The following is a 9,401-nucleotide window of genomic DNA, read 5'->3' on the forward strand; positions in this document are numbered from 1 at the left end:
ACGCCACACTGGGCGTGATGGTCAGGCGGAGCAGGTGGCTCGATCTCCTCGCGATGACCCGGATGCTCGGGGCGGTCGTCGCGGTGCTCCTGCTCACGGCGCACGAGGTGTCGGCGTACGACGGCTGGCTCGTCGTCGCCACCGTCGCGTGGACGACGATCTCGCTCACCGCCTACGCCGCCGAGCGGTGGCAGATGTCGCCCATCGCGTGGGCGGTCGACAGCGCGGTCGTGCTGCTCCTCGTCTACCTCTCGACCGACTGGCGCAGCCCGTTCTACATCTACGCCGTCACCGCGGTGATCATGCCCGCGACCGGGCTGCGCTTCCGTCAGGCGGTCGGGTGGTCGATCGGCTTCGTCGTCGCGTACCTGGCGGTCGCGATCGCCACGCAGCGGTTCGGCAACCCGTTCGACCGCGCGACCCGGCTCGAGGTCGCCGCGACGCACCTGCTCATCCCGATCATCGTCGCGATCTCGCTGGCCTACGCGGCCGAGCTGCTGCGCCAGCTGCGCGAGGAGCGACGGCGCGCGGAGCAGATGGCGGTGCAGGCCGAGCGCCAGCGCATCGCGTGGGAGCTGCACGACTCCGCCAAGCAGCGCGTCCACGCAGCGCACCTCGTGCTCAGCGCGCTGGACGGCCGCGGCGGCGAGATCGTCGAGCACGCGCTCAAGGAGCTGCGCGCCGCGACCGCCGACATGGACACGAGCGTCGCCGAGCTGCGCGCGCCGCTCGACGGGCGGCCGGTCGACCTGCTGCTGCGCGAGCGCGCGCGGGAGCTCAACGTCGCCTCGCCGGCCGAGATCGTCGTGCGCGGCGGCCTGCCCGACCTGCCGCCGCTCGTCGCCAACCACGCCTACCGGATCGCTGCCGAGGCGCTCACCAACGCGGTCCGCCACGCGGGCGCGGAGCACATCGACGTCGACCTGCACGCCGACCGCGAGCTGGCCTCGATCGTCATCCGCGACGACGGCAGCGGGCTGCCGGCGGTGCAGCGCCCCGGCTCGCACGGGATGACCTCCATGCACAACCGCGCGGCGACGATCGGCGCGACGCTCGACCTCCAGCCCGGCCCGGAGGGGCGCGGCACGGTGGTCACCCTCGACCTTCCCCTGACCCCCACCAGCGAGGCTGCCTGATGATCCGCATCCTGCTCGTCGACGACCACCCCGCGCTGCGCGCCGGCCTCACCGCGGTGCTCCGCGCCGAGCCGGGCCTCGTGCCGCTGGGCGCCGCCTCCTCGGAGGAGGAGCTGTGGCCCGCGCTGCACCGGACCAAGCCCGATGTGGTGGTGCTCGACTACCACGTGCCGCCGGCCGACGGGCTGCAGCTGTGCCGCCGCATCAAGCGCACGATCCCGGCGCCGAAGGTGCTGCTCTACAGCGCGTACGCGGACGCCAAGCTCGTGATCCCGAGCATCCTCGCGGGCGCCGACGGTGTGGTGAACAAGAGCGCGCCGGCGGGGGAGCTGTACGACGCCATCCGCACCGTCGCGCGCGGGGAGCAGGTGCGGCCGCCGGTCACGCGCGAGCTGCTGGAGGACGCGAACGGGCGCCTCGATCCCGAGGACCTGCCGGTGCTCGGCATGGCGCTCGACGGGACGCCGGAGGGGGAGATCGCGCGGACGCTGGGCGTGCCGGCGGACGAGATGACGCACCGGCTGGAGCGGATGATCTCGCGCCTGAAGGTCGAGGTCCCGGTCCCGCGCGCGGTCTGACATCAAGCCGGGGCGCGCTCGTGCCGATCTCTGGCTGGTGATGCGCCGCCGTCTCGCTCCCGTCCTCGCCCTCGCCGTGCTCAGCTGCGCCGCCGCGCCCGCCGCGGCGCAGACCCCGGTGCCCACACCGCCCCCGGTGCCCGCACCCGCGCCCGTGCCCGCGCTCGGCGACCTCACGTACGCCGAGCCGGCCGCGAACGTCGCCGTCAAGCGCGGCGGGCTGCCGTGGTTCGCGGTCACCGCGCCCGGCGCCGTCTCGGTGCGGTTCCTCATCGGCGTGGAGGGCGAGGCGGACGAGGACGGCCTGCTCCGCGCGCCGATCGCCGGGGATGAGGTGCTCGCGGCGGAGGCCGACGGGGCGTTCGGCTGGCGGCTCGCGGCCGACGCGCTCCCCGCGATCCGCCCCGGCGTCTACTGGTGGCAGGCGGTCGCGGTCGGCGCGGACGGCACGCGCAAGCCCGGCCCGCTGCGGCCGTACCGCGTGACGCTCCCGGCCGCCGGCCTCGTGAAGGGCAGGATCCCGGCGAAGTACGGCAAGCAAGGCCGCGGCGGGTTCGCGCTGACCACGCGCGGCAAGCCGTCGGAGGTCTCGAAGTCGCGGTTCTGGTCGGTCGCCGCGGTGAGCGCGCGCCGGTGGGGCCTGCGCGCCGAGGGCTGGACGACGCGCCGGACGGTGACCGGCGACGGGTACTCGGTGATGGGCTTCGGACGGCTGCCGATGAGCGTGATGGGGCTGACGCGCGCGCGGATCCGCACCGACACGGGCGCGATCGTCGAGGCCGACGTCATCCTCAACGACCGCCTCAAGTGGGAGGACGGCCCGGACTACCCGTGGTTCGACGAGGCGGACCTCGAGTCGGTCGTGCTCCACGAGCTCGGCCACTTCGCTGGGAACACCGGGCACGTCGGCGGCTGCACGTCGTCGCCGCTCAACGAGTACGGCTCGCTGGGCGAGTGGTGGCGCGCGCCTGGCGACCGGTTCCGCCTGGACTGCACGCGGGTGACCCAGCCCGCCGCCACGGGTAGCGCCAGCGGATGGCGCCTCTCGTCACCGCCGCGCGCCCGTCGCGCGCTCCCTCCGGCCATCGAGCTGGTCTCGACCCGGACCTTCCTGCGGGCCCCGCGCTCGGCGCGCTGACGCAGGGCACCTGGCTCCACCGCGATCCCGGCGGGATGGTGGAGCGCCTTCAGGCCCGGTACGGCGACGTCTTCACGCTGCGGCTGCCGGTCGAGGGCGTGGTCGTCGCGGTGTGCGCGCCGGAGGCCGTCACGCAGCTGCTCGAGGCGGGCGGTGCGGCCGCGCACGCGGGGGAGGGGCGCCAGCGGCTGCTCGGGATGGTGGCCAAGCGATCGGTGCTCGGGTCGGACGAGGAGATGCACCGCGAGGCGCGCGGACGGGTGGCGTCGGTGTTCACCCGGGAGTCGATCTACGCGCGCGTGGACGAGGTGTCCGCGATCGCGGCGCAGCACGTCGCCGCGTGGCCGCGCGGGCGGCCGTTCCGGCTGCTGCCCGCGGTGCGGGCGCTGGTCGACGAGGTCTTCGCGCGGTGCGTCGTGGGCGTCCGCGACGCCGAGCGGGCGCGGGAGCTGGGGGCGCTGGTGCAGCGGATGCTGTGGACGCCGGGCAACCCGCCGCTCTCGCCGCCGGGGCCGGACGACGGGCTCCTCGGCGCGGCGGGCAAGGCCGTGTTCGCGCGGCGCGCCGCGCCGGTACGGGAGCTGCTGGGAGAGGAGCTGCGCCGCCGCCGCCGGATCGACCTGCCGGGCCCGCCCGATCTGCTCGGGATCTTCGCGGCGTCGGGCCTGGGCGACGACGAGGCGCTCGACGAGCTCCTCCCGCTGCTCATGGCCGGGCAGGAGCCGCCGGCCGCCGGCCTCACGTGGGTGCTGGACCGGCTGGCGCGTACGCCCGACGCGGCCGCCGTGGTCGCCGACGACCCGACGGGGGAGGAGGCGGACGCGATCCGCCGCGAGGCGCTGCGGCTCACGCCCGCGGTCGCGGCGATCATGCGGCGCGTGATGGCGCCGACGCGCGTGGCGGGCGTCGACCTGCCGGGCGGGACGATGACGATGCTCCCGATCGCGTTCCACCACCGCGACCCGCGCGTGTGGGGCGACGACGCGGCGGAGTTCCGCCCGGGCCGGCCCGAGCGGGCGCAGCTGTTCCCGTTCGGCGGTGGCGAGCGCCGCTGCCTGGGCGAGCACCTCGCGCACCTGGAGATGGACGTCGTGCTCCCGACCGTCCTGCGCACGCTGCGCCTGCGCCCGCTGTGGCCGCGCGCCGAGCGCCCGGTGATCCGCGGAACCGTCCTCGTTCCGCACCGCTCGACACCGGTGGTGGCTTCCCCGCGCTGATCGGGTACGGCAGTCACGTACCGAACCCCGACCAGAGGGAGGAGCAGATGGCCACCTCGACCGAGACCGGACAGGTCACCGGGACGAAGGACAAGGACTACAACCTGCTCTGGTTCACGGAGCAGTGCCTCAGCAACACCCTGCGCATGGAGCAGTACGCGCAGGACGCCGACCGCGACGGCGACAAGGAGCTCGCCGAGTTCTTCCGCCGCGCGCAGGGCGAGAGCAAGAAGGGCGCCGAGCAGGGCAAGGACCTGCTGCGCAAGCGCTTCACGCGCAGCTGACCGACGCCGCGGATCCGGGCCTCGCGCACCGCGGGGCCCGGCAGCTACCCGAGCGCGCTCAGCTCGAGCGCCAGCGCGACGACCCCGAGCACCGCGTACGTCGCGAGCAGCCCGCGCCGCCCCTCATAGAACCCGTGCATCACGCCGAGCACGGCGCACAGGATCCCGAGCGCGGGGACGAACAGCACGAAGAACACCGTGACGGCGAGCAGGATCGCGTCGATCGCGCTCAGCCCGACGTCGATGCGCGGCACCGCGAGCCGCGGCCCCCGCCGCGCCGGCGCTGCCTCCGCGGCCAACCGCCGTTGCCGCGCGTACGCCTCCAGATCGGCCCCGCACACCGCACACCCCGCGGCGTACGCGCTCACGCGCGTCCCGCATTCAGGACAGGTCTGCGCAACGGCCATGCCGCCAACGGTACCGTCGCCTGGCGCCCGCGCGCGGCACCGCTAAGCTGTTCCGGCTCGCGCGAGTAGCTCAGTGGATAGAGCGCCGCCCTCCGGAGGCGGAAGTCGGGGGTTCGAATCCCTCCTCGCGCGTCACATCGAGGCCCCGCTCCGGCGGGGCCTCGCTCGTTCGGGCGAACACGTGTTCTGTCCGCGGGGATGCGTAGGGTCGCCTGCGTGCCCACACGTGGAGAGGTGACCGAGGCCGCGGTGCTGAAGGACTTGACGGCGCTCGGGCTGCTCGTGTCGGTGCCGTTCGCGGGCGACGCGCCGTACGACCTCCTCGTCGACCTGCGGGACGGACGGTTCGTCCGCGTGCAGTGCAAGTCCGGGCGGCTGAAGGAGGGGTGCGTGATCTTCAACAGCGCGAGCACCGATCACGGCCGCGGACATCTCGACTACCGCGGTCGGGCGGACGTGCTGGCGGTGTACTGCCCGCCGATCGATCGCGTCTTCGTCGTCCCGGTCGAGCAGGCGGCGACGCGCGCGACGCGGCTGCGGCTCGAGCCCTGCCGCAACAACCAGCAGGCCGGGGTGCGGCTGGCGGCCGACCACACCGCGGCGCGGTGGCTTGCGCGCGCCCGCGGCGACTCGGGGACAATCGCGGCATGAGCGCGTCGATCCCCCCGACCACCCGCCCCGGCGCGGTGCACTTGTCCGTCGCGAACTGCGCGGTGTCGGTGCCGTACTACGAGCGGGCGCTGGGGCTCAGCGTGCACGCGCGGGAGGGCGGGGTCGTGCGGATGGGGGCCGGTGGGGAGGACCTGCTCGTGCTCACCGAGGAGCCCGGTGCGCAGCCGGCGGACGGGTACAGCGGGCTGTTCCACTTCGCGCTGCTCGTGCCGACCCGCGACGACCTCGCGCGGTGGCTCGCGCACGTCGCGCGCGAGCGGGTGCCGCTCACCGGCGCGTCGGACCACGCGGTCTCCGAGGCGCTCTACCTGCGCGACCCCGACCACCACGGCATCGAGGTCTACGCCGACCGGCCGCGGGCGGAGTGGGAGGGGCGCGTCGCCGAGACGATGACCACGGAGCCGCTCGACACCGACGACCTCCTGCTCTCGCTCGGCGAGGACCCGCTGCACGCGGACTTCGACGGGCTCGCACGCGGCACCACCATCGGCCACGTCCACCTGCGCGTCGCGGACATCCCGCGCACCACCGCCTTCTACCGCGATGCGCTTGGGTTCGACGTCACCGCCGAGCTGGCCGGCAGCGCCACGTTCCTCTCCGCCGGCGGCTACCACCACCACGTCGGCGCCAACACGTGGGAGAGCGCCGGCGCGCCCGCCGCCCCGCCCGGCACGGCCCGCCTGCTCCAGGCCACGCTCCGCCTGCCCACCGCGCAGGACCGCGACGCGGCCGCACGCAGGGTGGAGGAGCAGACCGGCCAGGCGACCGAGCCGGGCGACGACGGCGCCGTCCTCGTGCGCGACCCGTCGGGCAACGCGATCGCGCTCGCGGTCGGGTGACGGGCGGCGCGCGAACTACCATCGCCAGGCCGTGGATCTCTCCGTCGTCTTCGTCGGCACCGCCGGCTCCGTCCCCACGGCCCGCCGCGGCCTGCCCGCCACGCTCGTCCGCCGCGGCAGCGACCGCATCCTCGTCGACTGCGGCGAGGGCACCCAGCGGCAGCTGATCCGCAGCGTCGGGCTGGCCGAGCTCGACGAGATCTACATCACCCACCTGCACGTCGATCACTGGCTCGGCCTGCCGGGGATGATCAAGTCGTTCGAGCTGCGCGACCGCGACCGGCCGCTGACGATCTACGGGCCGAAGGGCATCAGGGCCGCGATCGAGGGCCTGCGGTTCATCCTCGGCCGCGTGAAGTTCGGCCTCACGGTGACCGAGCTGGAGCCGTGGGAGGACGTCCGCAAGGACGGCTACACGATCTCCGCCGTCCCGGTCCGCCACCGCATCCCGGCGTTCGGCTACGCGCTGGTCGAGGACGAGCGCCCGGGCCGCTTCGACGCGGAGCTCGCGCAGCAGCGCGGCGTCCCGTTCGGGCCAGACTTCGGCCGCCTGCAGCGCGGCGAGACGGTCAACGGCGTCACGCCCGAGGAGGTCATCGGGCCGCCGCGCCCCGGCCGCAAGATCGTCCTCTCCGGCGACACCGCCCCGACCGAGACGCTCCAGGTCGCCGCACACCACGCCGACCTGCTCGTGCACGAGGCGACGTTCACCGAGGAGGAGCGCGAGCGCGCCCGCGAGACCGCCCACTCCACCGCCCGGCAGGCCGCCCAGCTGGCGGACGAGGCGGACGTCAAGCTCCTCGCGCTCACCCACCTCTCCACCCGCTACGGCGGCCGCGAGATCCAGGACGAGGCGCGCGGGGTGTTCCCGAGCGCGGTCGTCCCGCGCGACTTCGACGTCGTCGAGCTGCCGTTCGCGGAGAAGGGCGAGCCGACCCTCCACCGCCTCGACGGCGAGCTCGTCCCGCGCTAGCGGGTCGTCGTCCGGTCGACGGTCTGCGTCGTCCCGTCGACGAACGTGAACGCGACCCTCAGCGCCGCAGCCGGCACGTCGGGCGGGTAGATCGCGAGGAACCCGCGGCCGGTGGTCGTCAGCTCCAGTCGCTGCCGCCGGCCGTCAGGGAGCAGCACGTCGACCGCCGCGACGCGCTCACCGGCCACGCCGACCACGACGGTGCGGCGCGTGATCCCGGTCTCGCCGCGCACGCTGCGTTGGCCCGCGAAGTCGATGAGCCTGACTGCGAACGGCGCGGCGCGCAGGTCGCCGCAGACGAGATCGTGCGTCGCGCCGAGCGGTGGGCTCCAGGAGCCGTCGTGGGGGAAGAAGTACGCGCACGTCTTCCCGGCGAGCGGGCCGCGGTCGCGCGGCCCGTAGGCCGTCAGCTCCCATCGCTGCTGGCTCACCGGGTCGAGGGACTCGAGCCGGCCGGCCGCGCCGAAGTCGAACCGCTCGACCGTGCCGTCGCGGAGCGTCACCTTCACCGGCAGCTCCGCGGGGGAGAGCGTCCCGGCGAGCACGCCCAGGATCCCGCGTCCCCGCCGGGTCAGCCGCAGCTCCTGCGCGTGGATGCCGACGATCTCCACGCGCGCGACGCGCCTGCCTGCGAGCCCGTGGACGATGGTGCGATCCCCGACGTTGGCGAACGAGACGTAGGGGGCGGGCCGGCGCGCGTCCGGGACGTAGCACGAGCGCCGCACCGCCGTCGGCGCCGGCCGGCCGCGCTGCCAGATGCGCGAGCAGACCAGCCCACGCGACGTCTTGCCGACCCGGATCGACCACGGCCGCCCGCCTTCCGGGTCGCGCACGGTCAGCGACCCGCCACGGAGCGGGGCGAGCCGCGGCTGCGGGGTGCCGCGGTCGCCGCCGGCCGCGCTCCTCGCGTCCGCCCCACCGACCGCTTCCGCGGGCGAGCAGAAGACCAGCAGGGCGAACGCGAGCAACGCGACCGGGACGTGGGACCGAGCCATGGCCTGGGAACTGGACGATGCCGGAAAGGTGACGCGGTTGCTCCGCATGTGGTCCTCTTCCTTACCCGCGCGGCAGCGTCGACACGTGCGTCGAGCGGTCGACCGTCTGCGTCGTCCCGTCCGCGAACGTGAAGACGACCCGCAGTGCCGACGCCGGCAGCTCGGGCGGGAAGATCGCGAGGAACCCGCGCCCGGTGGTCGTCAGCTCCAGCCGCTGCGTGCCGGTCGGCGTGACGACCACGACCGACGTGACGCGCTCGCTCGCGACGCCGACGACGACCGTGCGGCGCGTCCTGACGGGCGAGCCGGGCGGCCCGATCCGCCCCGCGTAGTCGAGCAGCTTCACCGCGAACGGCGCGGTCCGCAGGTCGCCGCACGCGATGTCGCCGATGAGGTTGTGCTCGCCGGTGACGGAGTCGTCGGTGGGGAGGAACTGCGCGCACGTCTGCCCGGCGCGCGGCCCCGCGGAGCGGGGCCCGTCCGCCGTGAGCCCCCAGCGCTCGCCGCTGACCGGGTCGAGCGCCTCGAGCCGGCCGCCCGCGCCCCAGTCGACCACCTCCGACGTCCCGTCGCGCAGCGTCACCTTCACCGGCACCTGCTGAATGGGCACGTGCCCGGCCAGCACGGCGAGGAACCCACGCCCGCGGCGCGTGACCGCGACCTTGCGCGAGTGGATGCCCAGCAGCTCGACCCGGAGCACCTCCGGGCGCAGCAGCCCGTAGACCGCCGTGTGCTCGGTCGTGGACGAGCCGCTGACGGTGTACGGCCGGCGCTCGGTCAGGCGGACGCAATGGCGTTGGCCGGCCGCGCGCCGCTGCGCGACGAGCGCGCACACCTTCCCACCCGCCGACCGCGCCACCCGCAGCGTCCACGGCCGCCCGCCCTCGGGGTCGGGCACGGTCACCGACCCGCCGCGCACCATCGTGAGCTTGGGCTGCGGCATCGGCTCGCGCCCGCCCGCCGCCGCGCTCCTCGCGTCCGCCCCACCGACCGCTTCCGCGGGCGAGCAGAAGACCAGCAGGGCGAACGCGAGCAGCGCGAGGGTGGCACGGACACGAGCCATCTGCCCCTTAACCGGGCGATCTGGGAAAGGTGGCGCACTTTGCGCGGACGTGCGCTCCGGTGGTCTGCTGCGGCTCACGCCGCCGGACCCGCTGCTAGG

General features: G+C 74.9%; 11 protein-coding genes and 1 tRNA gene. 9 read left to right on the forward strand and 3 right to left on the reverse strand.

The window, feature by feature from the left end:
- Positions 1-53 precede the first annotated feature (53 nt).
- From AC1UE5_RS16295 to AC1UE5_RS16315, 5 genes are read left to right on the forward strand one after another with little or no spacing between them, the layout of a single operon-like run.
- Positions 54-1,136 carry a sensor histidine kinase gene (locus AC1UE5_RS16295; protein WP_482925366.1) on the forward strand — a complete coding sequence of 361 codons (1,083 nt, stop codon included), beginning with the start codon at positions 54-56 and terminating at the stop codon, positions 1,134-1,136.
- Positions 1,136-1,714 carry a response regulator gene (locus AC1UE5_RS16300; protein ID WP_482925368.1) on the forward strand — a complete coding sequence of 193 codons (579 nt, stop codon included), beginning with the start codon at positions 1,136-1,138 and terminating at the stop codon, positions 1,712-1,714. Before AC1UE5_RS16295 ends, AC1UE5_RS16300 begins: the two co-directional genes overlap by 1 nt.
- A gap of 40 nt (positions 1,715-1,754) precedes the next feature.
- Entirely contained in the window at positions 1,755-2,852 is a 1,098-nt protein-coding gene (locus tag AC1UE5_RS16305; RefSeq protein ID WP_482925370.1) for a hypothetical protein, read from the forward strand.
- Positions 2,750-4,069, forward strand: coding sequence for a cytochrome P450 (locus tag AC1UE5_RS16310; RefSeq protein ID WP_482925372.1), 1,320 nt, complete (start codon positions 2,750-2,752; stop codon positions 4,067-4,069). Before AC1UE5_RS16305 ends, AC1UE5_RS16310 begins: the two co-directional genes overlap by 103 nt.
- 47 nt (positions 4,070-4,116) lie before the next feature.
- Positions 4,117-4,353, forward strand: a complete 237-nt coding sequence (locus AC1UE5_RS16315; protein ID WP_482925374.1) for a hypothetical protein — start codon at positions 4,117-4,119, stop codon at positions 4,351-4,353.
- A gap of 44 nt (positions 4,354-4,397) precedes the next feature.
- Here AC1UE5_RS16315 and AC1UE5_RS16320 read toward each other — a convergent pair whose 3' ends face one another.
- On the reverse strand, positions 4,398-4,760 hold the full coding sequence (locus AC1UE5_RS16320) for a hypothetical protein (RefSeq protein ID WP_482925376.1): 363 nt from the start codon (positions 4,758-4,760) through the stop codon (positions 4,398-4,400).
- Positions 4,761-4,819: 59 nt separating this feature from the next.
- Between AC1UE5_RS16320 and AC1UE5_RS16325 the strand changes: the two genes are divergently transcribed.
- From AC1UE5_RS16325 to rnz, 4 genes are all read left to right on the forward strand, one after another.
- A tRNA-Arg gene (locus AC1UE5_RS16325) sits at positions 4,820-4,892 on the forward strand.
- An 84-nt stretch (positions 4,893-4,976) separates the two neighbouring features.
- Positions 4,977-5,411 (forward strand): group I intron-associated PD-(D/E)XK endonuclease, encoded by a 435-nt coding sequence (locus tag AC1UE5_RS16330; protein WP_482925378.1) that lies wholly within the window; start codon positions 4,977-4,979, stop codon positions 5,409-5,411.
- Positions 5,408-6,271 carry a VOC family protein gene (locus AC1UE5_RS16335; RefSeq protein WP_482925380.1) on the forward strand — a complete coding sequence of 288 codons (864 nt, stop codon included), beginning with the start codon at positions 5,408-5,410 and terminating at the stop codon, positions 6,269-6,271. Before AC1UE5_RS16330 ends, AC1UE5_RS16335 begins: the two co-directional genes overlap by 4 nt.
- A gap of 31 nt (positions 6,272-6,302) precedes the next feature.
- Entirely contained in the window at positions 6,303-7,244 is a 942-nt protein-coding gene (gene rnz, locus AC1UE5_RS16340; protein ID WP_482925382.1) for a ribonuclease Z, read from the forward strand.
- Here the strand turns inward: rnz and AC1UE5_RS16345 are convergent.
- Complete coding sequence (locus tag AC1UE5_RS16345) at positions 7,241-8,239, reverse strand: hypothetical protein (protein WP_482925384.1); 999 nt, start codon at positions 8,237-8,239, stop codon at positions 7,241-7,243. The two genes, rnz and AC1UE5_RS16345, sit on opposite strands and share 4 nt — an antisense overlap.
- Before the next feature lie 61 nt (positions 8,240-8,300).
- Positions 8,301-9,302: a hypothetical protein gene (locus AC1UE5_RS16350; protein ID WP_482925386.1), complete on the reverse strand. Its 1,002-nt coding sequence runs from the start codon at positions 9,300-9,302 to the stop codon at positions 8,301-8,303.
- Positions 9,303-9,401 lie beyond the last annotated feature (99 nt).

The sequence above is a fragment of the Parviterribacter multiflagellatus genome (assembly GCF_056863265.1).

What these genes read in the sequence shown, in the direction of transcription:
- AC1UE5_RS16295 (WP_482925366.1), top strand. Translation starts at nt 54, where the DNA reads ATGACCCGGATGCTCGGGGCGGTCGTCGCGGTGCTCCTGCTCACGGCG.
- AC1UE5_RS16300 (WP_482925368.1), top strand. Translation starts at nt 1,136, where the DNA reads ATGATCCGCATCCTGCTCGTCGACGACCACCCCGCGCTGCGCGCCGGC.
- AC1UE5_RS16305 (WP_482925370.1), top strand. Translation starts at nt 1,755, where the DNA reads ATGCGCCGCCGTCTCGCTCCCGTCCTCGCCCTCGCCGTGCTCAGCTGC.
- AC1UE5_RS16310 (WP_482925372.1), top strand. Translation starts at nt 2,750, where the DNA reads ATGGCGCCTCTCGTCACCGCCGCGCGCCCGTCGCGCGCTCCCTCCGGC.
- AC1UE5_RS16315 (WP_482925374.1), top strand. Translation starts at nt 4,117, where the DNA reads ATGGCCACCTCGACCGAGACCGGACAGGTCACCGGGACGAAGGACAAG.
- AC1UE5_RS16320 (WP_482925376.1), bottom strand. Translation starts at nt 4,760, where the DNA reads ATGGCCGTTGCGCAGACCTGTCCTGAATGCGGGACGCGCGTGAGCGCG.
- AC1UE5_RS16335 (WP_482925380.1), top strand. Translation starts at nt 5,408, where the DNA reads ATGAGCGCGTCGATCCCCCCGACCACCCGCCCCGGCGCGGTGCACTTG.
- AC1UE5_RS16345 (WP_482925384.1), bottom strand. Translation starts at nt 8,239, where the DNA reads ATGGCTCGGTCCCACGTCCCGGTCGCGTTGCTCGCGTTCGCCCTGCTG.
- AC1UE5_RS16350 (WP_482925386.1), bottom strand. Translation starts at nt 9,302, where the DNA reads ATGGCTCGTGTCCGTGCCACCCTCGCGCTGCTCGCGTTCGCCCTGCTG.